Consider the following 26,354-nt stretch of genomic DNA (forward strand, 5'->3'; position numbering starts at 1 on the left):
TATTTGAGGTAATATTCTTTTTTTGAGGTAAAGGGGGATGTAAATTGGATTGTAAAATGGGAGTAAAAAGTTGTAGAGAATTGTAAAGTTTGCGGAGAAAGTTGATATTTATAGGAGTAAAGAAGGGATTATTTGAATTTACAGAGAATAATACAACAATCCACTTGCTGGAAAGAACAAACCAAAAGAGGTGACTGGAATGCTTGCGATGGGAGTATTATTTGGCATTATTGCTATAATTGGTTTTATGTGGTTATATTATTCGCGTTCGTTTAAACAAGCAGAAGTTTTACTCTTTCAAAAAGGTAGTTTGTTGACAAATCAGTCTAGATATTTAGTATGTCCGAAGTGTGGAAGTGCACAGGCCAGAAGTGGAGGGTATCAAGAGTGTTGCAAAATTAGATTATGAAAGAAGGAAGCCTCACATTATTTTGTGAGGCTTCCTTCCTTACAACTTCATGGCGCTCCAAATGGTCCACCTATCCCTTTCGATAATAGGAGAGACGTTTTGTAAGGCAGTCTGTACTTGTTGTAGAAGTTGAGAAAGTTCATAATCTGTTAATTCGTATAGAATGGATCGACCTGTTCGGGGGGATAAATCTTGCAATAATGCTTCGACAGACTCATGTATTTTTCGTACTTCCCATTGTGTTTGAGTGGGGAACACGTGAAGAAAATATTTTTGTAATTCTTGTTGTATCGTGGTGGTTTTTGGTCGTCTTTTTGATTCTATTTCGATAAGTTTCGGAAATATAGAGAAAAAATATCCACGAATGTGTTCAGGGCTTCCAGGAATTGTACAATCTTCAATGGTTCGGTCTTGTACAATAAGTACACCGTTTTTCTTTAATATACGAGAAGCTTCACGTAGAAATGTAGGAATGTCTTGCAAATGATGAATAACCGCACGCGAAATAACAATGTCGAATGTATCGTTAGGATATGGAGTACTATGTGCATCACCGTGAATGAATGAAATATTTGAAAATCCATTACAGTTTTCTTTTGCAGCTTGTAATATTTCTTTTGAAAAATCAAGCCCAACAACACTTTTTGCTCCCATAAGAGCAAGTTCTTTCGTATAAATCCCGCCACCACAGCCGATATCAATTATTCGTTTGTTTTGTATGTCTGTAATATTTTTTATCATTTCTCTCCAAGAAATATGGGCGTTTCGCTGTGCGTATGTGTATTTATTATTTGCATCGTGAAAATTAATGGGCATGAAAAAGACCTCCTTTCAATGCTTAGTATAGCGTATTTTATAGTGTGTCACGTTTTTGTTTTTTATATGAAGATTATAAGAATTTCTTATTGTAAAAGGAGGATTCAGTTGAAAAGGAAATATGTATTGTTGTTATTTGCTATGTTACTAGCATCTTGTAGTCAAGTTGAGCAAAAAAAAGAAACAAAAAAAGTGGAAGAGACGGTGAATGAAGTGAAAGAAACAATAGAGGTAACCGTTATACAAAAAAAAGATAAAGAGAAAAAGTTACAGGAATCTGAAGCTAATGTAGTAATAGACATTATAGATAAAGCTGAAAAACAAGAAATAACAGGTAGCTTCGGTGAACCTGAATATGAAATACAAATTAGTAGAGATGGGAAAAAGGAAACATATTATGCATGGCTAAGAGGAGAGGATAGACGAGGATGGATACAACATAAGAAAGCTATGTATATGCTGAATAAAAAAGATACAGAAAAGCTTTTGGCTATATTTCCAAATGTATCAGAACAAAAAGAAGATGAGATACAAGTAGGTCCTTTAACGGAAGTAACGAAAAAAGATTTGCAGATTACCGCGTTTCATATTAAAGCGGGCGATCAAAAAGTGAATTATACAGTACGGTATACGATTTCACAATCACTATACAACAAGTTAGAGAAGGAACAAAAATACTATTTGCAGGTTATTTTTCCAGAAAAAGTTCAAAAATTAATTGGAGCAAAAGAGAGTGAAAAAATCTTAGGAGAAAAGGTAAAGGAAGGATATAAACAGTATGAATTGCATGCTACTGTTCTGGTACAAGGTGCTTCAGAATCACAATTAAAGTCATTAGAAACATATTATGAAAATTATGATTTAAAAATATTAAATAGTAAACAAGAAAAAATAGGTGTTTTTCAAAATATTATTCAAATTGTTAAAGAGTATGGTGAAAAAATGAATTTACAAAGGTAAAGTGAATCTTTATTTAGTTTTTACGGATTGGGGTGAATAAAAATTTGTCAATTTTATATGTACTTTCCTAGGAAATGATAATAGAGAGGGGACGCCCCTCTCTATTACTTTGCTTTTGCAGATGGCTCATTCATTGATTTTCGTGTAATAAGGAAAGAAATCATAAGAGCGGAAAGGATGATAAGGGCAATAAATACGTGATTGGGCAACAAATCTAATAATAATACGTAACTAACAGTATAAAAAATAAGAGTTGAAGCTAAAAACGATAGAGCGCCTATTATGAGAGATTGTAAATTCAATTGTGTGCACCTCCTTTTATTTATATTTTTGGCTAAAAATGGATTATATAAACATTATTTCTAACAATAGAAAAAAATATGTCATAATAGAGAAAAGAACAAGCTTTGATGAATGTATATGATTCATTAATGAAAGATAAAGGAGAGGAATATGAAAAATAATAAAAAAGGATTATGGGGAATTCTTGTTGCAATAGGGCTATTTTTACTTTCTAAGTTAAAGTGGGTATTTGCAATTTTTAAATTAGCAAAGTTTTCAACGGTATTTAGTATGTTTCTATCACTTGGTGCGTACGCGGTTATATATGGTTGGAAATTTGGGGTAGCGCTCATTTATTTGTTGTTTATTCATGAAATGGGCCATTTATGGGCTGCGAAAAGGAAAGGTATACCAACATCGCCAGCAATATTTATTCCATTTATGGGCGCTCTTATTGGGATGAAAGAGATGCCTAAAAATGCAAAAGATGAAGCATATATTGCCTATATGGGACCTCTTTTCGGATTATTTTCATTTTTACCGGCTATTCCACTTTATATGATAACGAAAGAGCCGTTTTGGGCGCTCATTATTTTACTCGGAAGTATGATTAATTTCTTTAATTTAATTCCGGTTTCTCCGTTAGACGGGGGACGGATTATTTCAGTTGTAAGTACGAAAATTTGGGGAGCGGGGCTTGTTTTATTATTTGGGTATTCAATTTATTTTAAAAGTATTTTGGGAGGATTTATTGTTATTATCGGCTGTATGGAATTGTATAGAGTAATAAAAAGAGATGAGCCAATTAAGGAATTAGGATATAAAATTGATGGAATGAAAGAATATGTTGCAAGGCTTGAAGAGGAGTTAAAAGAAACTGGTGCTGTGCATCGAAATATATATATGATGCAACATGAAATAAATGTATTAAGGCAAAAAGAAAGAGAGAAAGAATTAAAAACAGGAGAATTTCAAAAGATTGAAGTGTTAGAGTATTTGTTACCGAAGTTTGAGCCACTGGATTACGTCCCGTATGAAGATGAAAAAGAAACACATACCATTCATATAAGAGAAGCATTTGAAATGTCAGAAAGAAAATTAGAGGAATGGGATGCGGAAAAGAGACAACAGGAAAACTACTATAAAGTGGATACAAAAACGAAATGGACGGTATTTGCTTGTTATATCGGATTAATGGCTATACTTGGCTACGCAGCTTATGAAGGATATATTGTTTTACAAGAACATTTGCCAACGAGAAATGTATAAAAGAATATTGTCGAAATGATAGGAAGAATTTATACAGGAATTATATTTCTACGAGAGAATGTTACAAGTATAGTCATACATTGTAATATCTTTAGTAGAGAAGGAGTTCTGTATATGAAGAAATTGTTAAATGTATTCGTGATTATTATCGTAATGATCATTGCGAGCTATAGTCTTATGAAAGTATTATTACATTATGCGAATAAGCCCGCTGAGGTAAGTACAACAGCTGAAATAGAAGATGTGCAAGAAGAGACAAAAGTACTAGATTTTATTCGTATGACACATGAAAGTTATAATAATTTCTTAAATTATGGTAAAGCAGAGAATTATACAGAAGGGGACTGGAACCAATTTAAACAATGGTTTCAACAACAAGAATCATCGTTAAAAAATATACATACAGACATAAAGAATGAAAAAATAAAACGTGATGTAAATAGAAGCTATGAAATTGTAAAAAAAGGTGTGGAGCTCCAAAATATTGAGTATGTAGTGTATGCACATCGCGTATACCATGATTTAGACATTATTGTAAATAAATATAGGGGTGAAACGAACATCTGGGGGTATACAGAAGTTGGAGATGGGAAAGATATAAGGGTAATTGAACAAGCGATACAGTCTAAATAATAAGCGAGCTAGCATTCTAGTTGGCTTATTTTATTTTGTAAGTTCAATGTTCATATATTTTTCACAAAAACACCGTGTTAATAGTGATTAAAATCACAATCTGTATTATACAATTCAGTTAAACTAAAAACAGTTAAGGAAATAGAGGAGTGGGATACAATGTTAAGTGAAAAAACAATTGAAATCGTAAAGTCAACAGTACCATTATTACAGGAAAAAGGCGTTGAAATTACAACGAGATTTTATGAAATTTTATTTTCGGAACATCCGGAGTTATTGAATATTTTCAACCATACAAATCAGAAAAAGGGAAGACAACAACAAGCGTTAGCGAATGCTGTTTATGCAGCTGCAACGTACATTGATAATTTAGAAGCTATTATTCCAGTTGTAAAACAAATTGGTCATAAGCATAGAAGTTTAGGTATTAAAGCAGAGCATTATCCGATTGTAGGTACATGTTTATTACGTGCAATTAAAGAGGTCGCAGGTGCACCTGATGAAGTATTAAACGCATGGGGAGAAGCGTATGGTGTCATTGCTGATGCATTCATTAGCATTGAAGCAGAGATGTATGAAGAAGCGGCACATAAAGAAGGTGGATGGAAAGATTTCCGTAACTTTGTAGTTGTTAAAAAAGTGAAGGAAAGCGATGTTATTACGTCATTTTATTTAAAACCTGAAGATGGAGGGAAAGTTTCTTCATTCATCCCAGGACAATATGTAACGGTTCAAATAAATATCGAAGGTGAAACATATACACATAATCGTCAATATAGCTTATCAGATGCTCCTGGAAAAGAATATTATCGTATTAGTGTAAAGAAAGAAAAAGGTATAGATACGCCGGATGGTAAAGTATCTAATTACTTACATGATCATGTAAAAGAAGGCGATATGTTACCAGTAAGTGCACCAGCAGGAGATTTCGTATTAAATATGGATTCAACTTTACCAGTTGTCTTAATTAGTGGTGGAGTAGGTATTACACCAATGATGAGTATGCTAAATACGTTAATTGAACAAGATTCAAAACGTAATGTATGTTTTGTTCATGCAGCGATAAATAGTAATACACATGCAATGAAAGAACACGTTGAGGCAGTAGATAATGAATATGAACAAGTTAAAGCATATACTTGTTATTCTGCACCAACTGAAAAAGATTTAGAAATGAAGAACTTTGATAAAGAAGGTTTTGTTGAAAGAGAATGGTTACAAACTATTATTCCGACAACTGAAGCAGAGTTTTATTTCTGTGGTCCAATACCATTTATGAAACATATAAATGCTGTACTAACTGATTTAGGTGTGAAACAAGAACATATTCATTATGAATTTTTCGGTCCAGCAGCAAGTTTACAATAAATTGAGCTTTAAGAAGCAAAAAAAACGAGGTGTTATTTTACCTCGTTTTTTATTTGTTCTCGTAATAGTCGATTTACTGTTTCACGGCGTATACCGATCAGTTGACCAATTTCAGTTTGCGTTAATATTTCATATATAGGAATGTCACCTAAATATAGTGTGAACCATTCTTGTAAGCGATGAAGGCGTTCTTTCGGAGAGACGGTCGTCAATTGGTCGATACGTTGCTGCATCATTCTTAATTTTGACTGTAATTGCATAGCGATATTTGCATATGATGCAGGATCCGCTTGAAGTTGATCATACCATTCATTACTCATTATAGGTTCAACTTCTGTTTTCATTAAAGCGATTGCTGTACCGTGATATTCCTTCGGTGAAATTAAAGAATGGTGAGGTATCGTTTCTCCTGGAACGATAATATTGAATAGAAATGGTGTTCCATTTTCTTCTAACCTTACTACTTTTAATAAACCTGTTTTTATAAAATATAAAGGACCGTCCTCACCTTGACGGAATAGTACATCTCCTTTGTGTAAAATCAATGTTAGCCCCCCATTTAAACATCTCTATTTCTTTTATTTTAGCGTATATGTATAAAGATAATATACTTTACAACAGCAATTTCATTGACGAAATATATGCTATTACAGTAGTATACTATTTAGTGTGTAATAGTACTAGCAATGAATACGCTGTAGGGGGTTTAGTATATTGTTAGATGCGATAAAAATGACGGATATGAGAATTCCAGCGAATGCCATCATTCATGTAGAAGAGATGAAAGGTGGAGTCGTGTTATCCGTTGAAGTAGACGGCCAAATTATTTATACGATGGCTTATGATGAAGAAACAGATAGTTATGCTGAATTATATGATCGAAACGATAAGAGGGCGTGCCAAGTACATGAAGATTTTATGGGATGGTCACTTCTTCATTAAAAAAGATGTCAATATGACATCTTTTTTTATTAAACCGATAGAATATACAAAGAAATGAAATATAAGGATAAAATTTGTAATAAATGATTTTGCATTGTTAGCACTTTGTAACTGCAACTGAATTATTTTTTCGCTATCATAAAGATAACAGTCGCAGTCATAGGAGTGGTCAACGTGAAGAAAGTACATATTTCCAATTACATGTTATTATGTGTTTGTCTAATTTTATTTGTTCTCTTAGGAGGATTTTTATATTCATGTGTATAAGAAAAAACGCATTCTAAAAAGAACGCGTTATAAAAAAGAAGTAATGATTAATCTAGTCCCAAGAATAATTAATGTGATACGCAATAAATTAATTACGGCGTTACCGCTTAATTTTGTATTAATATATGCCCCGATTTTTCCACCAATCCATGCACCAGGAATAAGAATTAATGCGTAAATCCAGCTGACATTTCCAAGGGAGATGTGAGTTGCAGAACTTACAATTGCTGATAGAAATACGATAAACATCGAAGTTGCTACAGCAATATGTGCTGGGAATGCAAAAAGTAGCATCATTGCTGGAACAAGTAAAGCACCGCCACCAATTCCAAATAATCCAGATATAAAACCAACTATAAAGGCGATAAAGATAGCGAGAAGCGGTGGGAATTGATAGTGTACAGTGTTTCCTTCGTTATCTGTAAAAGAGCGCTTGATTACAGTCATATTTGATAAAGAAAGGGGTTTTAATTTGTCTCGTAACATAAGAAGAATGGAGACAAAAATAAGAAAAATCCCAAAATATAAAGAAAATGTATCTTGGTTTAAAAATTTATTCGCCCACGAGCCGATGATACCACCAGGGCCACTCCCGATAAATAAAATAAGTCCACTTTTGTAATCTACTCGTTTATGCTTCATATAAGTAAGGGTGGAAGATAGTCCCGTAAAAACGACTGTTACCATTGAAGTTCCTACTGCAAGTTGTGGTGACAGGCTATGTAATCCGATTAATAACGGAACAATAATAATTCCGCCGCCAAGTCCGACTAGGCTCCCGACTGTCCCGGCGATTAGCCCGATGAAAAGTAACATGATGTATTCCAAAATTGCCAACTCCTCTATATAACTTATCCACCAATTATTATACACGCTTTTTCATGAGAAAAAGCTTTGTTCACAAAAAAGTCGTCTTCCTAGAAAAATAAGGAAGACGACTTTTAATTAAAAGATTAAGTGTAATAAAGAATAAAATAAAGCAGCTAATGAAGCTGAAATAGGAAGTGTGATAACCCAAGTAATTAACATGCGTTTTGCAGTTCCCCATTTTACACCTTTTACACGATGAGAAGCACCAACCCCTAAAATAGAAGAGGAGATAACGTGCGTCGTACTAACTGGTAAGTGAATGAATGTTGCCCCGAAAATAACAAGAGATGATGATAAATCAGCAGCTACACCATTTACAGGACGAATTTTCATAATTTGTCCACCGACAGTTTTAATAATTTTCCATCCGCCGACAGAAGTACCAAGACCCATTGCAATGGCACAAGATAATTGTACCCAGAACGGGATGTCGCTAGAAGTATGATAACTATTCGCCATAAGAGCCATTGTAATAATTCCCATTGCTTTTTGCGCATCATTCGTACCATGTGTATAAGCTTGTAATGCAGCAGTGAAAATCTGGAATATACGGAAGTTTTTGTTCGTCTTCGTTAAATTAAAGTTTTTAAAGACGACTTTAAAAATACTGTATACGATATAACCAATAACAAATGCGATAATTGGTGAAATGATTAAAGCTTCAATAATTTTTATGAATCCTTTAAAGTTTAATGAACTAAAACCAGCAGCAGCGATAGCTGCACCTGCGATGGAGCCAATGATTGCATGCGAAGAACTACTTGGAATACCGTAGTACCAAGTAATCAAATTCCATGCTATTGCTGCAAGTAAAGCGGCTAAAATTACAAGAGAACCATTTTGTAAAGCGAACGGATCAACGATATCTTTCGTAATCGTTTTTGCTACACCTGTAAATGTCATCGCACCTAAAAAGTTCATAATAGCTGCCATAATAATTGCATGTCTAGGCTTTAGAGCTTTCGTTGAAACAGCCGTTGCAATAGCGTTTGCTGTATCGTGAAATCCATTAATAAAGTCAAAAGCTAAAGCGCAAATGACTACTAAAACGGTCAGTATCAAGAGTGTATCCATGATCAAACTCCTTACGCGTTCTTCATAATAATTGTTTCTAATACGTTTGCAACGCTTTGGCAGCTATCCGCTACTTCTTCAAGCTCTTCGTAAATCTCTTTGTATTGAATGATCTTAATTGGATCTTTTTCACGAGAGAATAAGTGCTTAATCGCGTGACGGCGAATATCATCACATTGTGATTCATAATCTTTAATCTTAATCGCATTTGTACGAATGTCGACTAATTTTTTGTTAGACATTAATTCAACAGAGTTTGCAATTTCAATCGCACATTGATTAATTGCTTCTACGAATTTAATCATGTATTCATCAGCTTCTGTAATAGAATACATTTCGAATAGACCAGCACTATGATCTAATCCGTCTAATACATCATCCATACTCATTGCAAGCTGTAGGATGTCCTCACGTTCAATAGGAGTAATAAACGCTTTATTTAGCTCCATAATGATTTCGTGAATAAATGAGTCACCTTTTGACTCATACTCTTTCATGCGCATAGAAAACTCTTTTAAATCGCTAGCATTTTTAATTTTATACTCCACGAAAAACTGCGCGCCTTCTTTTAAATTTTCGGAAACATTCATTAACATTTCAGAAAATTTATCTTTTTTTGATTTAAAGACCATTATTAGTTACCCCCACAAAAGTAATATATGTAAAATATATTGGCTAGTCAATTCTAACAAAAAACTGTCGTTTTTTAAAACATTTTATCGAAAAGTTTACAAAAACTTAACATAACTCTTATTGTTGTATTAATAATATTAATAATCAATATTGAATATCTTACTTGTAGAATGTCCTTTTCTTGCAAAAAGTATGAATGTGAAAGAAAAGCTTTACACTACAGGAAAGACTACGTTATTATAATAAATTTAAAAGGAGGTATATTCTTCCTTTTGAAAAGAAGAGTGTAAACAAACGAAGGAAGTGAACGAATGAAATTGAAGAACACTCACTTAAAAAAAATGCAGGAGTGGTTCAACAAGAGGAAGAAGCTTCGTAATTCATTAATTGTATTAGGAAGTTTGCTCGCTACTCTATTTATTGCTATAAATATAATAATTTCTATTCAAGACATATCTGAATTAAAGCAAGCTGTTCCGCAGCCGACCTTAATTTATGATGCAAATAATGAAGTTGCGACTAAATTAGCTTCTTCTAAAACAGAAGGCGTAAAAAAGAAAGATATTCCTGATATTATGGTTCAGGCCATTGTTGCAGTAGAAGATAAGGAATTTTTTAACCATCACGGGATTTACTATAGTGGAATTATAAGTGCAGTTTTTAAAAATATTACAGCAGGAGAAGTTGTAGCAGGGGGAAGTACAATTACACAACAACTTGCGAAAAATGTATTTCTGACACAAGACCGCACATACTCTCGAAAAATTAAGGAATATTTTTTAACAAAAAAAATAGAGCGTACGTATACGAAAGATGAAATCATTGAAATGTATATGAACCAAATTTATTTTGGTGAAGGTGCTTGGGGTATAAAAAGAGCAGCTAAATCTTATTTTGATAAAGATGTAAAAGATTTAACAATTTCAGAAGCAGCAACGATTGCGGGCTTGATTAAAGCACCATCTGCGTATTCACCTTATAAAAACTTTAACAAGTCAATTGAAAGACGTAATGTCGTATTAAGTTTAATGAAAGAGCAAGGGTATATTTCGGACGAACAGTATAATAAAGAAAAAGAGAGTGGACTTGTGTTAAAACGTGGCGTTGATGATAAATACAAGGGAAAATACTCTCAATATGTAGACTATATTGTTAGAGAGGCGATGGACAAGTACGAATTAACACAAAATGAAATTTTAGCAGGTGGTTATCGTATTTATACAGAGCTTGACCCGAAAAAACAACAGGCCGTAGAAGACGTTGTGAATAATGATAGTTATTTCAAAGATAGTGGCTCAGACCAACTCATGCAAACGGGTGTAGTTCTTATGAATCCCAAAACAGGTGGTATACCAGCTTTAGTTGGAGGCAGAGGGCCGTATCAGTTTTTACAGTTTAACCATGCAACCCAATTAAAAAGACAACCGGGCTCAACGTTAAAACCTTTGGCTGTATATGTACCAGCGTTAGAACAAGGATATGAAGTATACGATATATTAAAAGATGAACCATTTAACATTAAAGAATATAAACCACAAAATAGCGATCATACTTTTCACGGTGATGTGACAATGTATGAAGCCGTAGCAAAGTCGTATAATGTTTCAGCTGTGTGGCTATTAGAACAAATTGGATTAGATAAAGGATTGAAATCTTTAGAGCGATTTGGTATTCCATTAGTGCCAGAAGATCGTACGTATCCGATTGCTTTAGGCGGTATGCATGTGGGGACATCTCCATTTGTAATGGCTCAAGCATACAGTACATTTGCAAATGACGGAGTCCAAGTGGAAGCTCATGCAATTAGGGAGATACAAAATGCTGAAGGTGAAACGCTTGGAAAGTGGTATAAGAAAGAGACACGAGTGACGAGTGAGAAAGTTTCTCAAAAAATGACATATTTATTAAAAGGTGTTGTCGAAAAGGGAACGGGCGAAAAGGCAAAAGTTAATAATGTTGATACGGCAGGTAAGACAGGAACTACTCAAATTGTAAATGGCCCGAGCACCGGTGCAAAGGATTCATGGTTTGTTGGATACACACCAGATTTAGTAGGTGCGATTTGGGTAGGATATGATAAAACCGATAGCGATCATTATGTTCCGGGTGGTAGTCAAATTACGACGACAATGTTCCGGGATATTATGAAAAAAGCGAACGCAAATCCAGCTCAAAAAGCATTTCAGTTATCGCTCATATCTGAGGCTGATTATAAAAAACAATTGACTACAATAGAAGAGGAAAAACGAAGAAAAGAAGAAGAGAAGAGAAGGAAAGAAGAGGAACAACAACGAAAACAAGAGCAACAAGAGTGGCTTGATAAAGTGAAAGAATGGATTCCTTCATTTTGGTAAAAGAAAGAGGCGAATAAAAAAATTCGCCTCTTATTTTGTATGAAAACAAAATAAAATTTTAATCGGTAGAGATTTTTGTCTATCTTAATTAGCTATTAATCCATATCCGTTGAGATACATGAGATTACTCGTTAAGTACAATATTCGTACTGCCAAAGGATTCGGAATCGTATGTTACGATTATTTTGCCTTTACTAATAGGTTCGTAAGGTAATTCTTCTTCGTAATTACCGTTATTTTCATTGTGGATAGAAAGTGTAATTTCATCGATTTTTTTATTTGTATACTGATTTTTAATCGTTTCAGCAATTTGGAGTAACGCCTCGGAACTAGAAGCTTTCGTAATAAGCATTCCTTTTATAACCCTTTTTTCATTATTTGTGGAATTGGAATAAGGGATGTTGCTTTGTTTTGTATACAAAAGTTTGTATGGAGCAGTTTTTCTCTCTGCTTTTGATATAGTGGAATATTTTAGAGTTAAAAAAAATCCTACACATAAAATAATGCATACCATAAGTGCAAACCAAATGCGTATTAGTGACATAACTCTCATTTTCATCCCTCTTTCATATCTTTGACTTCACTATTTATCATACAAAATAAGGATTAAGATAGAGTAAATTTGAGGTAAAGAAACGTAAAGAAGGAACACTTATCCTCCCAAATAAGTGCTCCTTTCTATATAAAGAGAGATTTAATGCACGGTTAAACGATACATATTATTATAAATATACTTCTTAAGCGAAAATTAGTAAATTCGGAATACAGATAGTGTTGCTGTTGTATCGCCTGTGTTAGGAATTGAAATAGTGTTTGCTGTAGGCTGTATAGCAATCGTTGTACCAGCTTGTAAAGTAACAATTGTAGAGAAAGAAACAGCACTACCGATAACGTTAGTTGAGAAATTACGAGTAGGTGGTTGACCATTGAATGAAATACCGAATCCAAATGGTGAAGACCCTGGGAAAGTTGTAGACGCTGAGAAACTAATATCATATACGCCTGTTTCTAAAATCGTTAAAGTATCTGAAGTATCATTGAAAGAGATATTAGTTAATTCAAACACTTGATTGAATTGAAGGTTTGTTCCAGGTGATATAGTTTGTGGATTTGAGTTTCCGATTGCCGCGATCGTTACAGGAATTGGTGTACCCGCTGGTCCGGTTGCACCAGTAGCACCTTGAGCACCAGTAGCCCCTGTTGCGCCTGCCGGTCCTTGAGCACCAGTAGCGCCAGTAGCCCCCGCTGGCCCTTGAACGCCTTGAGGTCCTTGAGCACCAGTAGCGCCAGTAGCCCCTGCTGGCCCTTGAACACCTTGAGGTCCTTGAGCACCAGTAGCGCCAGTAGCCCCCGCTGGTCCTTGAGGTCCTTGAGCACCAGTAGCGCCAGTAGCCCCCGCTGGCCCTTGAACGCCTTGAGGTCCTTGAGCACCAGTAGCGCCAGTAGCCCCTGCAGGCCCTTGAATACCTTGAGGTCCAGTAGCGCCAGTAGCCCCTGCAGGTCCTTGAACACCTTGAGCACCAGTAGCACCGGTAGCCCCTGCAGGTCCTTGAATACCTTGAGGTCCTTGAGGTCCAGTAGCGCCTTGAACACCTGCAGGTCCTTGAGCGCCTTGAGGTCCAGTAGCGCCAGTAGCCCCTGCCGGTCCTTGAACGCCTTGAGGTCCTTGAGCACCAGTAGCGCCAGTAGCCCCCGCTGGTCCTTGAGGCCCAGTAGCCCCCGCCGGTCCTTGAGGCCCAGTAGCGCCAGTAGCACCAGTAGCACCAGTAGCACCGGTAGCACCGGTAGCACCGGTAGCACCCGTAGCACCCGTAGCGCCTCCGCCTCCAAGACAACCTGATCCGTATTGAACTAGGATAGCTTGGATCTCTGTTATGAGTTTAACTAGTTTGTCGGTCGTACAACAATCTACTTTGAATAACTTAGCGATATACAATAAATAATTAAGCAGACTTTGTAGTTCAACGTATAATGCTCCGCATGAGAAAGGTGTTGTTCTTAAAATAGTTAATAGATTAGCAATGATAGAATTTCCAATTTGTTTTTGTGCTGGGGATAAATCTAAGCAATTGAGGAACTTTTGTAAGTTATTGAGCGCAGCTATCAAGTTATCGATATTAGTTTGAGAAGGGTTTTGAAAGACAGCTTGAATAGCTTGGCCAAAAACTTGAAGGAGTCTAACAAATTCTGTAAGTTCGGACTTAGAGATGTTAATATGACTACAAGCTCTGACTTCGCAACAGTCATTACCATAAAATACTTTTCCTTTATTTTTATTGTTCATCTTTTCATTCCTTTCTTTCATAGAATCAATAGTCATTACTATATATTAAAATGAAATTTATACTGAATTCGTGATGGACAAACTACCATTTCTAAAAAAATAAGAAATTGGCCCGCTTGGCAAACAAATAAGTAAGATATAGAGAAGGTTTCATATAATGTAAAGAAGAAAAGTTCAACATAAAAAACTGCATGTCGATTGTTAAGGGATTTAACAATTGACATGCAGTTCGTGGATTGGATTTTATTTGTCTTGATTTAATCTTTCAAGGGCTGTTTTAGGTAAGATTGGAATTGAAATAGTAAAAGTAGTACCATCTTCATTGCTAGTCATTTTTAATGTACCATTATGATTTTGAATAATTTTTTTCGTTACTGCCAAGCCGAGTCCTGTACCGGAATCTTTTGTTGAGAAGAATGGATCAAAGATATATTCTTGAATCGCTGGTGGAATACCAGTCCCATTATCAGTGAAAGTAATACGAACAAAATTATCAAGGCGGTAACTAGTAATTTGTATAGAAAGTTTTTTTTCTCCTTGAGCATCGACAGCGTTCTGGAATAAGTTTAAAAAAACTTGCACAAGTTCATGACGATCAATATGAACTAAAATATCATCTAATTCGGTAGAAAAATTATAATCAATTGAAATGTTATGTAAAAAGACTTCACTAGCTAGTAACTGTTGAATATACTCACGTAAAAACGTATTAATGGGAAAGGGTTCTCTTGTAAATTCCCGTGTTTTTGAAATAGATAAAAATTTTGTAATGATACTATTTGCGCGATCTAATTCAGGAATAAGTAAGTTTTTAAATAGTTCTTTATTAGATGGAGAAACATTTTCTTGTAAAAATTGTAAATATCCTCGTACGGTTGTAAGAGGATTACGTACTTCATGCGCAATACCAGCCGCGATTCGCCCTGCTAACGAAAATTTTTCTGCATCACGTTCTGTGTTTAAATAATGAAAAACACTAATAACCCTAAAAATCTCTCCGTTATAATCACGAATAATTCGGTTATTTAAAATGCCATAGTTTTTGTCTAAAACTTCTTCATTATATATTTCTGTGCCTGTTCTTAATGTTTCTAGAGCTTTAATTTTTTCTTCAGGCAATTTTAGTAATTGTTGAATTGGTTTTCCAATTATATCATTTCGTACTACACCAAAATCATCTGCTGCAGCCTGATTACATAAAGTTATATTTCCTTTATTATCAACAAAGGTTACATGATGTGAAAAAGCATCAAAAATATGAATAAAGTATGTTTCAAGTTGTTTAAATAAAAATAATGAATCGCAAGTAAGTTGAAAGTCAGCCTCTTTATTCTCTTTTTGTATGTTTTGAATGGAATGATTCGATCTCGTTTTCTTTATTTGTAAACCAATATGTGGATTTTTATATGTGAAATGATGTGGTAATTGATTTACAAGTTCTTCATAAAAACGTACTTTATTCTCTAGTTCTTCTATTCGTTTTTCATGAGATATAATATCATCGTTTGGAAGCATAAATAAATAACCCCTCAATTTAAAAATTCTTCCATCTAGTATATCATATTTTTATATGAATACTCTTAAAGATGGGACTACTTAATGAAATTGATTGGTCAAAGTGTTCAGAAAGTGGGTAGAATGGATAGAAAGTGAAGTGAAAAAGGGAGGAATATATTTGCTTTTCATTGGAGTAACAGGGTGGGGAGATCATGATTCTTTATATATAGACCCCTATGAAAATAGAAATAAATTACGAACATATAGTGAGTATTTTCCTATAGTAGAAGTGGACAGTTCATTTTATGCGATGCAACCTGAACGAAATTATACAAAATGGGCAATGGAAACACCGAAAGATTTTTCTTTTATCGTAAAAGCATATCAAGGAATGACAGGACATATGAAAGGAGAGATTCCTTTTTCTACGTTCGATGAGATGTTTGATGTATATAAACAATCTATTCTTCCTTTAATTGAAGCTAGTAAATTAAAAACGATTTTATTTCAATATCCACCATGGTTTGATTGTAAAAAGAAGAATGTAGATTTTCTCCGATATACGAAAGAAAAAATGGAAGGTTTGCCGTGTGCGATAGAATTTCGAAATCAAACATGGTTTTATCCAGAAATGAGAGATAAGACGTTACAGTTTCTAGAGCAGGAGAAATGGATTCATACAATTTGTGATGAGCCACAGGCAGGGATGGGGTCAGTACCGCTCGTATTAGAAGTAACGAGTGCAGAGATGGTGTTAATACGCTTCCATGGCCGGAATGTTCATGGCTGGCTTGATAAAGGAGAAAATTGGAGAGCGGTTCGTTGCTTATATCGCTATAACAATAAAGAATTAGAAGAATGGGTAGAAAGACTAGAACAATTAAAAAAGAAGACAAAGGACATATATGTACTATTTAACAATAATTCAGGCGGAGATGCAGCTGATAATGCGAAACAGCTTATGAAAATGATGAACATTACATATGGTGAGCCAAAGCCTGAGCAATTAAATTTGTTTGAGTGATAATAAACAAGAAAGGCACTGTACAAACAGGGGGAATGTACAGTGCCTTTCTATATGAAAAAGAGGGGTAACAATGTTACTGAGCGTTTGGTTGATTCATCAATTGTTGGCTTCGTAATAAATGATAATGGTTATCATTATCATTGTCAATAGTTTTCCTAAAAATAAATAAAAAACTTTTTAGGAGATAGGAGCGATAGGGAGATCTCTAATAGAAGTTTGGCTGAAGTAATGAGTTGTTTCGAGGTAAATTTCTAGCAAACTCCTGATAACGTATAAAAAAAGAACAGCAATTAATGCTGTTCTTTTCCAGTGATGAATTGTTGTAAATCAAAAGGAGTTATCGCTTGGATAAATTCTTTTGAGATAAGTGTTTGAACAAGAGTGCTCTCAGAAATAGAAGCACCTGTTTTCTTTTCATAAGCTTGTTTTAATAAATCAAGTTTTTCAGCCGTTTCTTTCGGTAATTCAATTGTTAAAGTGTTCATAATTTCTCCCCCTTACTATTAGAGTACCACTACAATATAGGAGAGACAAGAAAAGAGAATGTGAAACATAAAAAAGGTTACCATTTATAAATGGTAACCTTTTTTATGTATAAGAGTTATTAAGCAATACCGATATACTTTAAAGTTTTTGATGGAGTACTATGATCAAAGAAGTGTTGTAAAAATGCGATATCAACACCTGATTTGTATGCACAATATCCCCAAGTTTTTCGAAGTGTATGTGAGCTAATCCCTTCTAATCCAACTTCTTTTGCAGCTTTGTTTAAAATGTACCACGCATGTTGTCTCGTAATAGATTTTGTTCCTTTTTGAGACTTTAATAATGGTTCATTACGTTTCCAAGTTTTACGTTCTTTCATGTAGTCTTCGATTGCGTGCTGTAAGTCTTCATTTACAGCGAACCATTTATGTTTCTTTACTTTTTCATTGTAAAATAAAATGGAATGGCGAACATTTTCATTTTCATCGATTACATCACTAACTTTTAATTGTAAGATTTCACTTACTTTTAAGCCAGAATTTACAGCTAATACGAATAATAAGCCATCACGTTTCGAAGATTGTAAAAGTATATTTTTGATAGTTTCTAATTGTTTTTCATTTTGAATAGGTTGTCCTGCTTGTTTCATTTCACGCACTCTCCTCTTTTATATGTGTAAAGGAAAGGATTAACTTGTTTCTAACTATAAAGGGAGAGTGTGAATTTCATGTGAACTCCTAGTGAAATTAAGACAAATTATTTGACTTCTTTTACTTTTTGTAAATTAAAGTAGAATACAACACTATTAGTCGTATTATATACACCATACTCGGCATGGTGGAGGTCTAAAATATTTTTAACAATAGATAATCCAAGACCAGTACCACCAGTATGACGGCTACGCGATGCATCTAAACGGTAGAAACGATCCCAAATTTTTTCAAGACTGTCTTCTGGAATAGGGTTTCCTGTGTTTTCGATTTCAACTTTTACTGTATCTTCCATTTCTATAACGGAGACTTGTATTTTTTCTCCATCTGGCGTATAGCGAATTGCATTGCTAAGTAAGTTCACAACTACTTGTTCAATTCGACTACGATTCGCTTTCACAAATATAGAAGGGTCTACATCTATATTCACTTGTAAATGTTTTTCCTCCATGCTAAATAATAACTTTGTATAGACTTGTTGAATTAGTTCACCGATTGAGAATGTCGTCATATCTAGCTTGTACGTACCTGATTCTAATTTTGCTAATTCTAACATTTCAACAATAAGTCTGTTCATGTTTTCGGTTTCTTCTAAAATAACATCTGTGTAATACGTCGTATCTTTACTAACGCCATCTTTAATTCCTTCTGCGAAACTTCTAATTACACTAAGTGGTGTTTTTAATTCGTGTGATACACCAGAAATGAATTCTTTTCGCGTTTTCTCTAATTGACGTTCACGTTCAATATCTTGTTGTAATTTTGTATTGGCAACATTTAATCGATCAATTCGGTCTTTTAAATTTACAGATAACGTATTAATACTACCGGAAAGCCCTCCAATTTCATCGTCTGCTGTTACAGGTAATTTCTCGCTAAAATCAAAATTGGCCATTTTTTTTGTAACACGATTCATTTTAATTAATGGTTTCACAATGATTTTTGAGTAGTAGAAGGATAATAAAATAATTACGAGAAATACGATGATTAAGGCATAGACATAATAATCTTTCAAAACGAGCATCGCTTCATTAACAGGTTGCAAGGATGCTATCGCAAAAGCATATTCTGTAATCTCTCCATTTTTCATAATAGGTTTTACAAAGATACTATTCTTTATATTCTCCCCGCTATCTATTATATAAGTGTTTAATTGCTGCGAGTTAGCAGTGCCATTTCTAATAAGCTCTGCAAAATATTGAACGGCTTGCAATGTTTCAATATCATTTGCAAGACGAACCTCCGCTTTCGATGGAAGTTGTAACTTAGAGATCGTACCAGTAAACTCAATTTGAGTAACAGTTTTGTATCGGTTTGTAAGTCTATTTTTAGAAGGGTTACCATTAATAGATGAAAAATCTGAATTGGTATATTCGTTTTGCCATCGATTGTAATTTGTTGTCAATTTTATTGGTGTTATTGTTTTGTTTTGTAGCAAACCGACGACATTTATCACATCGTCTTTTTTCAATCCTAAGTTTTCGAATTTCTTATATTCTTCGGGTGTTAAAAGATTATTGAGCGGAATAGAATATGTCTCATTATTTTTAGGATTAAATACGTCAATATAGTAATTGTTGTCGCTTTTAATAATGCCATTCGTATTTAAAAATTGCATGTCAGCATTTGTTTTATCATGAAATTCTTGTTTTAGTTTTCGAATTTCTTCATAAGTTTTCCCACTTTTTTCGTACGTATCTACGAACTTTTCAAAAGCAGTTTGAACTGTTTTTACTTTTTTATTAATATAAAATTTCTCTAAAAATAGAGATTGTCCTAGGAAAAAGAGGAGGAATATGATTGTAAATAATGTTGATGTTAATAAAAATAGTTTAAAGACGATACTTCTGTTTTTCACTGCGTCACCTCTTGTGAGAAATACTGTAAATGATTTCTTTATTATAACAAACGTTACAAAAAAGTAGAGGAGAAAATCTGTCTCTTCTGAAAGTAGTTTTTAATAAAAAGTCACATAAAAAGAACTCGACAGACGTATGACGAGTTCTTTAATGTATTATTGTTGAATTGCTGCATCTAAAGCGATTTCAATCATTTCGTTAAATGTAGTTTGACGCTCTTCAGATGTTGTTTCTTCACCAGTGAAGATGTGATCACTTACTGTTAAGACAGATAATGCATTTACACCGTATTTCGCTGCTAATGTGTAAAGCGCAGTTGTTTCCATTTCTACTGCTAGTACACCGTAATCTCCAAGCTTTTTCACCATGTCCATGCTCTCACGGTAAAATACATCTGCTGTTAAAACGTTACCAACACGAACGTGTAGGCCTTTTTCAGTTCCAGCATCGTAAGCTTTTTTTAGAAGGTCGAAGTTTGCAGCTGGTGCAAAATCAAATCCTGGGAATGTTAAACGGTTCATATTAGAATCCGTACAAGCTGTCATTGCAATAATAACGTCACGTACTTTTACGTCTTTTTGAATAGCACCGCAAGTTCCAACGCGAATTAAATTTTTAACTCCGTAGCTTTGGATTAATTCGTTTACATAAATAGAAATAGAAGGAACACCCATACCTGTACCTTGCACAGATACACGTTTTCCTTTATAAGTTCCAGTGAATCCTAACATTCCACGTACGTTATTATAGCAAGTAACGTCCTCTAGAAATGTTTCAGCAATATATTTTGCACGCAATGGATCACCAGGTAATAGAATAGATTCAGCGATTTCACCTTGTTTTGCTTCAATATGTACACTCATGAAAAGTCCTCCTTATAATGTATTGATAGAAATCAATATCATTTGCATTATACACTATGAATCCTTTCAATTAAAATCTTTTTTATCCTTTGTAATATGTGCAAAACAGAAGGATTTCATAAATCATAATCTAGAATATATATGAAAGAAGTTTTGTATGAATAGAGACTATAAAAATGGTAGGTGATGTTTTGAAAAATCTTGTCATTGGACTTGTTGCTTTGTTATTTATTGTGGTAGGTGGATTTTACATAAAAAAGTATCAGGAAACTACAGAGACTGTAGGTGATGTTCAGGAAGTAAAATGGGATGTATCAAATGGAAAAGGAAATAAGAAAACGGATATTTCATTTCAATTATTAAATAATAAAAATAGCGAAGTTCGTGGTGTGAATGATCAAATTCGTGCAGTTATTGTAGACGGACAATTAAAACACGTACAACAAATGAAACCTACATTCGCAGGAAATGGATCATATAAAGTATCTTCTAAAATAGCGAAAGATGAAGGCTATACAATATTTTTATATGAAGACAAAAATAAGTCTGTGCAATCATTTGCGAAGAAAGATTTTGGGAAAGAAATAGACGAGAAAAATAAGAAAAAAGTAAAATTTCCAATCGATAGTGTACTTACAAAAAAAATAGGGGAGTATGAAGTTTCTCTATTATTTGGTGCATTGCATCCGAATGAGCCAGTGACGTTAACATTTCAATTTCAAGCGAAAAAGGGTGAGAAATTGAAACTACATGCAGAGAGAGGAGAAGTGGAGGCGCTCTATATCGTGGACGAAACGAGAGAAAACTTTTTATATGCAATCCCTGTTGATACAGATGAGCAATTACAATATCGCATTACATTTCCTGCTGAAGGAACGTATAAAATATGGGGAGATTTCTATATAAATGGAAAGAAATATGAAAAAGAATTCATTGTACAAGTTCAAAAAAGAAAAAACAGCTAACTATTTAGCTGTTTTTTCTTTTTCCTATTAATTTTGTTACAGAGAGCATTGTAATTGGTAAAGAATGATTCTTTCTAAATGCTAAATATTTACCGCTCCATGTTGGTTTATATTTTTCTTTAAAATGTCGTAACCCGCTGAAACTATATGTGTAACGAACATTATTAAAGATGGCAGCAGCAACCCGTTCAGACCAGAAAGATTGTGTCGATAAACCTACATTTGAAAGTGGTGCCATACCAATATTAAAGGAGTGGTATTCATTTTCTTTTGCCCACTGGAATAGGTGGATGAAAATGGCATCCATAATGCCGCTAGGTGCATCTGGATAATACCGCATTAAATCAACAGACAATGATCCGTCTTGATATACTGGCATAAAAGTTGTAAATGCAATGATTTTTCCATCTGCATCAGATAATGTAGCGATAGGAGCACGGCTAATATATTCACGATCAAAGTATCCGAGTGAGAAACTTTTCTCTTTTTTTCCACCGAGCCACGCATCTGAAACTTTTTTTAATTCTTCAAATAGTTCATCTGAGAACGGCGGCTGGTGAATAGAGAATGTATAGCCTTCTCGTTCAAAACGGTTGAAAGTCGCTCGCATACCGGCGCGTTTTTTTCCTGTTATTGTAAATGTATTCAAATCAACGACAGCTTCTTCACCAAGCTTAAAGAAGTTGTAACCAAAATCATGATATAAACTCATCCATTTACTTTCAATTTGGTAGAATACACAAATGTATCCAAATCGGTCAGCTTCAGCTAAAAACTCTTGTAACACAGTACGGTAGGAGGAAGGATCTCCAATTGGATCACCTAGTACAACAAGACGTTTTCCAGTTATAGAGAAGAGAAGGAGCGCTTTCCCATCACTACTAAAGAAGAATTGTTTATCGCCTAAGAAACCTAAATGACTAAGTACATTTCCACCATGTTCATCTAAAAAGTTTTGTAATCTTTTATCATTAGCTGGTTGCCCGGGAAATTCATTTCGATAACGATTAGCAATGAGTGAGCCAATCAGTAAAAATGTAGGAACGAAAAAGGCAGCTGCTAATGCACTTCGTTTTACTTGCGTAATATTACGAACGACAAAATCAGGTTTAAAAGCTTCTTTTGCACCTGCAAATAAAATACCTAAGTTTTTATATAAATATAAAGTTATAAGTAAGAATATAAAAACTTTTACGATATCAGAAAGTGAGACTTCCATTTTCTCGCGTACAAATCTTTTACGAAGCATATATAATACAGCGAGTACAATTAATAAAATAAACGTTTCTTCAATATCAATCCCTTTTAGCGTATTAAAGATAGCTGCTCCGATTAAAGAAATAATCGTCATATAGTAAGAACGCTTTGTTCCATAATATATGCCTCGTGAAAGGATCAGGAGGAGAATACCGAATGTTAGTGATAAGCTAAAAGAAAATTGAATAAGATGTTTTGGAGCTAGAATATGTAAGGCGTGTGCTCTGTTTATACTTGTCGGTAGAATGGTCGATAAAATAACCATTAATCCAGCAAATACTGTTAAAGCAGCAGAGGCCCACGAACCTAGTTTTCCTAGAAAATCACGCTGCAAAGTCCATATAACACCAGTTGTTTCTAATGCAGGCGCAATAAAAGGTTTGTCTTCAAACTTTTTAATGGCCACGCCTGTCATTTCAAAAGCTGCAAAAATAAGACCAAGGCAGAATGGTAAAATGTAATAGACGAGGCGATATAATAACATAGCAGGTAGTAATACGCCTGTATCAATGCCATATTGTCCGAGCCCAGTTAAAAAGACAAGGTCAAATGAACCAAGTCCACCAGGTACAAGACTAACAACACCAGCTAAAGCAGCGATTACATACACACCTAAAAACTTTTGAAATTCGATATCAATGCCAAATAATATTAGTATGACGTACATAACAATACCAGCAGATACCCACTCAACTAATGAAACTAATGAGTATAAAACAGTTGGATTTTTCTCTTCTTCTCGTTCATCTTGTCCTTCGGTTTGCTTTGGTTTTCTATTTTTTAGTTTAGAAAAGCCAATGTATATAGGGACGAAAAGGGCGAAGAAGATCAAAACAGGCCATAGCCACGGTTTTTCATGCAAAATAAAACTTGTGTCTAATATTCCAATAAGGCCGAGGAATGAAAGAATAGCGAGTCCGTTAATAAAAGCAGTTGTCATCCAGGCGATACTTTTAATCAGCTTGCCATTTTCTTTTATGTATGGACGATAAAGCATCGTACGTACACCCGCTCCAACGAGACCACCAAATCCAATAAATCCATTTAAGGTATTAGCAATCCATGAGATACGAAAAATCTTTTGGACAGGTATATCAGCTTTTAAATAACGAAGCATAACATAGTCGTAAAAGAACATTGTTGATACGGCAAATGCACCAAGTGTAATGGCTAAAAAGACTCCTCCGGTTGGAATGTTTTTAATTGTATTGATTGCTTCTAAAAAAGAAATGCCTGCTAATTCTTTTTTTGCTTGAAAGAATACAATTGTTAATACAACAAATGGGAAGATAATTTTCCCGATTTGTAAGAAACGTTTCCATGAAAACGACATAAATACAACTCTCCTTGTATAAGAAAACTGAGACAATAATATTATTATGACAAACTTCAAGAAAAATAAAAAGGTAAATTCCTGTATAAGGAAGCTATTTTTTATAAGGGTTATATTTAAAAGAGTATTTCGTTTGTCAGAAAATTAAGTTAAAATGAATTGAAAGAAGGAAGAGAGGGGAAGTAGATGATTATAATAGGTTATGCGGGATATGAGCTAGAGAAAGCAAAGCCTAATACGTCAGAAGATTTTTTTAATAGATCTGAAGTGACATATATATTAAATGATAAAGAAAGAACCTTTTCTGTTTTATATGTTCGGTATTTTGAAGAAGTTGTACAAGAAATTACTCCTTTTGAAGGAAATCCGGTATGTAAAGTAGAAAATCAAGACATATATTTGCGGGATATTGTAGCGATCTGTTGTTTACTGAAAGAGAATGAGCTTCGCATGCAAAAACGTTTGTATTTAAATAATATAGAAGAATTCCAACAATATTTTGATGAGGAAATAGTCGTGAAAGTACAAGAAATATTGGCTGAATTACATAAAAATAAAAGAGTAGAAATAGAGTGAACTGGCAAAGGAGAGGGAAAAATGTCTAATCTAATGGTGGAAAATCAAACAGAACAAGTTTCTATGTTTTTAGAAGATGTTATTCATTTGATAACCAATTATGTAAATTATCATACGTTGCCTTCTTTATTAGAAGAGACACCGGCAGGAAACGAACAATATTATAAAGGGTTATTAGCGTCAATAAGACGTCTTCTCGTTTTTTGTGAAGAAGGGCATGATGCGTGTTTTGTTTTGTTAAATAGCCAGCCATTTCGAAAGACAGCAGCTGAAAAGATTTTATATAAAATTTATCATCAAGTAATTGCAGAGTTTTTTTCACCAAAGAGTGATCATTGGTATGAAAATAGTCGGTCTGCTTATACAGGGAAAAACTCCATCGTTTTTCAACAAACACCACCTGCATCTGTAGAGGAAGTAATGAAGAGCTTAGAGGGGAAATTCCAATTGATGCGTGAAGAATTAGAATATTATGAGACGGATTATCAAACAAAGATGTTACACAAATATTAACTGCGAAAAAGAAGCTGAGGGGACTTAGCTTCTTTTCCTTTTGTACAGTTATATAAGAGATTGCCTTTGAATATATTTAAGGGGATAGCATTAAGGAGGTGTAACATGAGCCAGCAAGGTGTATTCACAGATTACTTTCATGAAGTAGAAAGCTGGTGTGAAAGTGTTCTTCACGTATTAGATAGCCGTGCAATGGAAGTGTATGATGTCCATATGCTTGCTTATAAAATTCAAACGTTATTAGACCGTATGAAAGAGCATGAGTATGATACAGATGCAGAGTTTATGTATGAAATAAGTGATGATGTAGAACATATTCAACATCATTTGCAGGAAGTATTCGTGCAGGGGGAAGAGGAATATGAACTATGTGAAAGAGGGGATAGTGAACGAGCTGTTCCAATTGGAGGGCATACACTCCCACCACTACCTTATCCATATAATGCGTTAGAACCGTATATTTCTAGAGAAATTATGATGTTACACCATGATAAACATCATCGTAGTTACGTGGAAGGATTAAATAAGGCAGAGAAGATGATGGAAGAAGCGAGAAAAACAAATCAATTTGATTTAATTAAGCATTGGGAAAGAGAAGCTGCTTTTCATGGATCAGGTCATTACTTGCACACAATATTTTGGAATAACATGAAAAAAGGTGGCGGCGGAAGTCCAAGAGGGGCTCTTTCACACCGGATTGAACAAGATTTTGGAAGTTTCTTGCGTTTTCAAAAACATTTTACAGAAGCAGCCTCTAAAGTGGAAGGTTCAGGATGGGCAATTCTCGTTTGGGTTCCGCGATCGGGAAGATTAGAAATTTTACAGAGTACACTTCATCAATTATTTACACAATGGGATACGATACCGCTCCTTGTACTAGACGTGTGGGAACATGCGTATTATTTACAATACCAAAATCGAAAAGATGAATATATTAAAAATTGGTGGAATGTTGTAAATTGGCCGGATGTAGAAAAAAGATTTGAAAGTGCAAAACAAATAGAATGGACACCTTATTAGACGCAGGTTCTCTGCGTCTTTTTTATTGGAAGGAGAGGGAGATTTCGTTCATATTTTAAAAGGCCAAGCATACACTTGTACAAAAAG

26 protein-coding genes are annotated in these 26,354 nt (G+C 34.3%); 12 read left to right on the forward strand and 14 right to left on the reverse strand.

Features of this window, described 5'->3' with window-relative positions; all coding sequences use genetic code 11:
* The first annotated feature begins 199 nt into the window (after positions 1-199).
* Complete coding sequence (locus NST14_RS07655; protein ID WP_000880630.1) at positions 200-409, forward strand: hypothetical protein; 210 nt, start codon at positions 200-202, stop codon at positions 407-409.
* Positions 410-448: 39 nt separating this feature from the next.
* Here the strand turns inward: NST14_RS07655 and NST14_RS07660 are convergent, their stop codons facing one another.
* Positions 449-1,225: a class I SAM-dependent methyltransferase gene (locus NST14_RS07660; RefSeq protein WP_001122121.1), complete on the reverse strand. Its 777-nt coding sequence runs from the start codon at positions 1,223-1,225 to the stop codon at positions 449-451.
* 108 nt (positions 1,226-1,333) lie between these two features.
* Between NST14_RS07660 and NST14_RS07665 the strand changes: the two genes are divergently transcribed.
* Positions 1,334-2,185: a hypothetical protein gene (locus NST14_RS07665; protein ID WP_142422997.1), complete on the forward strand. Its 852-nt coding sequence runs from the start codon at positions 1,334-1,336 to the stop codon at positions 2,183-2,185.
* A gap of 104 nt (positions 2,186-2,289) precedes the next feature.
* Here the strand turns inward: NST14_RS07665 and NST14_RS07670 are convergent, their stop codons facing one another.
* Entirely contained in the window at positions 2,290-2,487 is a 198-nt protein-coding gene (locus NST14_RS07670) for a hypothetical protein (protein ID WP_001053353.1), read from the reverse strand.
* Between the two features lie 151 nt (positions 2,488-2,638).
* Here NST14_RS07670 and NST14_RS07675 point away from each other — a divergent pair, with 151 nt between their 5' ends.
* From NST14_RS07675 to hmpA, 3 genes are all read left to right on the forward strand, one after another.
* Positions 2,639-3,736, forward strand: a complete 1,098-nt coding sequence (locus NST14_RS07675) for a site-2 protease family protein (RefSeq protein WP_229142936.1) — start codon at positions 2,639-2,641, stop codon at positions 3,734-3,736.
* A gap of 114 nt (positions 3,737-3,850) precedes the next feature.
* A complete protein-coding gene (locus tag NST14_RS07680) occupies positions 3,851-4,369 on the forward strand; it encodes a hypothetical protein (protein WP_000735216.1) in 519 nt (172 codons plus the stop codon).
* A 159-nt stretch (positions 4,370-4,528) separates the two neighbouring features.
* Complete coding sequence (gene hmpA / locus NST14_RS07685) at positions 4,529-5,737, forward strand: NO-inducible flavohemoprotein (protein WP_000947704.1); 1,209 nt, start codon at positions 4,529-4,531, stop codon at positions 5,735-5,737.
* A 32-nt stretch (positions 5,738-5,769) separates the two neighbouring features.
* On the opposite strand, the gene NST14_RS07690 is transcribed toward hmpA, so the two are convergent.
* Complete coding sequence (locus NST14_RS07690; RefSeq protein WP_000600590.1) at positions 5,770-6,282, reverse strand: Crp/Fnr family transcriptional regulator; 513 nt, start codon at positions 6,280-6,282, stop codon at positions 5,770-5,772.
* Between the two features lie 169 nt (positions 6,283-6,451).
* Here NST14_RS07690 and NST14_RS07695 point away from each other — a divergent pair, with 169 nt between their 5' ends.
* Positions 6,452-6,679 carry a hypothetical protein gene (locus NST14_RS07695; protein ID WP_000882907.1) on the forward strand — a complete coding sequence of 76 codons (228 nt, stop codon included), beginning with the start codon at positions 6,452-6,454 and terminating at the stop codon, positions 6,677-6,679.
* Positions 6,680-6,973: 294 nt separating this feature from the next.
* Here the strand turns inward: NST14_RS07695 and NST14_RS07700 are convergent, their stop codons facing one another.
* The 3 genes from NST14_RS07700 to NST14_RS07710 form a co-directional block, all read right to left on the reverse strand.
* Positions 6,974-7,774 carry a sulfite exporter TauE/SafE family protein gene (locus NST14_RS07700; protein WP_000455758.1) on the reverse strand — a complete coding sequence of 267 codons (801 nt, stop codon included), beginning with the start codon at positions 7,772-7,774 and terminating at the stop codon, positions 6,974-6,976.
* Positions 7,775-7,891: 117 nt separating this feature from the next.
* Positions 7,892-8,890, reverse strand: a complete 999-nt coding sequence (locus NST14_RS07705) for an inorganic phosphate transporter (protein ID WP_000380271.1) — start codon at positions 8,888-8,890, stop codon at positions 7,892-7,894.
* An 11-nt stretch (positions 8,891-8,901) separates the two neighbouring features.
* Positions 8,902-9,522 (reverse strand): DUF47 domain-containing protein, encoded by a 621-nt coding sequence (locus NST14_RS07710; protein WP_000231448.1) that lies wholly within the window; start codon positions 9,520-9,522, stop codon positions 8,902-8,904.
* Between the two features lie 312 nt (positions 9,523-9,834).
* Here NST14_RS07710 and NST14_RS07715 point away from each other — a divergent pair, with 312 nt between their 5' ends.
* Positions 9,835-11,877 (forward strand): transglycosylase domain-containing protein, encoded by a 2,043-nt coding sequence (locus NST14_RS07715; RefSeq protein WP_000769281.1) that lies wholly within the window; start codon positions 9,835-9,837, stop codon positions 11,875-11,877.
* Positions 11,878-12,001: 124 nt separating this feature from the next.
* Here the strand turns inward: NST14_RS07715 and NST14_RS07720 are convergent, their stop codons facing one another.
* From NST14_RS07720 to NST14_RS07730, 3 genes are all read right to left on the reverse strand, one after another.
* Entirely contained in the window at positions 12,002-12,430 is a 429-nt protein-coding gene (locus tag NST14_RS07720; protein WP_001265565.1) for a hypothetical protein, read from the reverse strand.
* Between the two features lie 195 nt (positions 12,431-12,625).
* Positions 12,626-14,161, reverse strand: coding sequence for a Gly-Xaa-Xaa repeat protein (locus tag NST14_RS07725; protein WP_229142937.1), 1,536 nt, complete (start codon positions 14,159-14,161; stop codon positions 12,626-12,628).
* Positions 14,162-14,404: 243 nt separating this feature from the next.
* A complete protein-coding gene (locus NST14_RS07730; protein WP_000937251.1) occupies positions 14,405-15,676 on the reverse strand; it encodes an ATP-binding protein in 1,272 nt (423 codons plus the stop codon).
* A gap of 160 nt (positions 15,677-15,836) precedes the next feature.
* Here NST14_RS07730 and NST14_RS07735 point away from each other — a divergent pair, with 160 nt between their 5' ends.
* The gene (locus tag NST14_RS07735) at positions 15,837-16,682 is read left to right on the forward strand and encodes a DUF72 domain-containing protein (protein ID WP_000897346.1); all 846 of its coding nucleotides are present in this window, start codon (positions 15,837-15,839) and stop codon (positions 16,680-16,682) included.
* A gap of 293 nt (positions 16,683-16,975) precedes the next feature.
* On the opposite strand, the gene NST14_RS07740 is transcribed toward NST14_RS07735, so the two are convergent.
* The 4 genes from NST14_RS07740 to deoD form a co-directional block, all read right to left on the reverse strand.
* The gene (locus tag NST14_RS07740; protein ID WP_001094858.1) at positions 16,976-17,170 is read right to left on the reverse strand and encodes a DUF3924 domain-containing protein; all 195 of its coding nucleotides are present in this window, start codon (positions 17,168-17,170) and stop codon (positions 16,976-16,978) included.
* Positions 17,171-17,289: 119 nt separating this feature from the next.
* A complete protein-coding gene (locus tag NST14_RS07745) occupies positions 17,290-17,820 on the reverse strand; it encodes a tyrosine-type recombinase/integrase (protein WP_000806236.1) in 531 nt (176 codons plus the stop codon).
* Positions 17,821-17,927: 107 nt separating this feature from the next.
* On the reverse strand, positions 17,928-19,739 hold the full coding sequence (locus NST14_RS07750) for a sensor histidine kinase (protein WP_000797533.1): 1,812 nt from the start codon (positions 19,737-19,739) through the stop codon (positions 17,928-17,930).
* 156 nt (positions 19,740-19,895) lie between these two features.
* Positions 19,896-20,603, reverse strand: a complete 708-nt coding sequence (gene deoD / locus NST14_RS07755; protein WP_000110707.1) for a purine-nucleoside phosphorylase — start codon at positions 20,601-20,603, stop codon at positions 19,896-19,898.
* Between the two features lie 176 nt (positions 20,604-20,779).
* Between deoD and NST14_RS07760 the strand changes: the two genes are divergently transcribed.
* Positions 20,780-21,568, forward strand: coding sequence for a hypothetical protein (locus NST14_RS07760; RefSeq protein ID WP_000232619.1), 789 nt, complete (start codon positions 20,780-20,782; stop codon positions 21,566-21,568).
* A 4-nt stretch (positions 21,569-21,572) separates the two neighbouring features.
* On the opposite strand, the gene mprF is transcribed toward NST14_RS07760, so the two are convergent.
* A complete protein-coding gene (gene mprF / locus NST14_RS07765) occupies positions 21,573-24,158 on the reverse strand; it encodes a bifunctional lysylphosphatidylglycerol flippase/synthetase MprF (RefSeq protein WP_000010860.1) in 2,586 nt (861 codons plus the stop codon).
* Positions 24,159-24,344: 186 nt separating this feature from the next.
* On the opposite strand from mprF, the gene NST14_RS07770 reads away from it, so the two are divergent.
* The 3 genes from NST14_RS07770 (at position 24,345) to NST14_RS07780 (ending at position 26,267) form a co-directional block, all read left to right on the forward strand.
* Entirely contained in the window at positions 24,345-24,734 is a 390-nt protein-coding gene (locus NST14_RS07770) for a hypothetical protein (RefSeq protein ID WP_000583786.1), read from the forward strand.
* A gap of 21 nt (positions 24,735-24,755) precedes the next feature.
* On the forward strand, positions 24,756-25,247 hold the full coding sequence (locus NST14_RS07775) for a YpuI family protein (RefSeq protein WP_000067567.1): 492 nt from the start codon (positions 24,756-24,758) through the stop codon (positions 25,245-25,247).
* Positions 25,248-25,352: 105 nt separating this feature from the next.
* On the forward strand, positions 25,353-26,267 hold the full coding sequence (locus tag NST14_RS07780; protein ID WP_000082669.1) for a superoxide dismutase: 915 nt from the start codon (positions 25,353-25,355) through the stop codon (positions 26,265-26,267).
* Positions 26,268-26,354 lie beyond the last annotated feature (87 nt).

It is taken from the genome of Bacillus sp. FSL W8-0519 (genome assembly GCF_038005585.1).
Lineage (GTDB): Bacteria > Bacillota > Bacilli > Bacillales > Bacillaceae_G > Bacillus_A > Bacillus_A paranthracis.